Source organism: Streptomyces sp. SID3343, from assembly GCF_009865215.1.
In the GTDB taxonomy this organism is placed as follows: Bacteria; Actinomycetota; Actinomycetes; order Streptomycetales; family Streptomycetaceae; genus Embleya.
This window is the reverse complement of record NZ_WWJX01000083.1, coordinates 1-658: the sequence shown is the minus strand read 5'-3', so window position 1 is coordinate 658 and position 658 is coordinate 1. Positions and strand designations below refer to the sequence as shown.

The 658-nt window shown below is 76.6% G+C and carries 1 protein-coding gene; it reads right to left on the bottom strand.

Annotated features, from left to right (window positions below):
- Positions 1 to 658: acyltransferase domain-containing protein (locus tag GT354_RS02785; protein ID WP_161354548.1), on the bottom strand; the 658-nt coding region annotated here is incomplete at both ends.

Below are 658 nucleotides of genomic sequence, written 5' to 3'. Positions count from 1 at the left end.
ACCACGCCGGTCGCGGCCCGGGCGCGACGTCGGCGCCGCTCACCCGACCCGCGAGCAACGCCGCGACGTCCACCGGGACGCCCGCGACGGCCAGTTCGGCCAGTGCGGTGAGCAGTCGGCCCACGCCCTCCTCGCCGGGCACGTCGCACGCCACGGCGGTGTACGGGCGGTCGCCGAGGATTGTCCGGACCATCCCGGTGAGCGCGCGGCCGGGGCCGGCCTCGACGAACACCCGTACCCCGGCCGCGTACATCGCCTCGATCTGTTCGGCGAACCGCACCGGTTCGGCGACCTGACGGGCCATCAGTGCGCGGATGCCGCCCGGGGAATCCGGATATCGGCCGGCCGTCGTGTTGGACCACACCGGGAGCCGGGGGAGCCCGATGTCCACGGTCTCCAGCGCGGCGGCGAGGGTTTCGGCCGCCGCCGCGACGACCGGGCTGTGGAACGCACAGGCCACCGGCAGCGCGCGGACCGACAGGCCGGCCGCCGTCAGTATCGCCGTGGCGGCCTCGATCGCCGGGCCGGGGCCCGATACGACCGTCTGCTCGGGGGTGTTGCGGTTGGCGAGCACGACGTCCGCGTGCCCGCCCGGACCCGCCGCGTCGAGCGCCGCCGCCACCTGCTCGGCGCTCGCCCCCACCGCCGCCATCGTGCC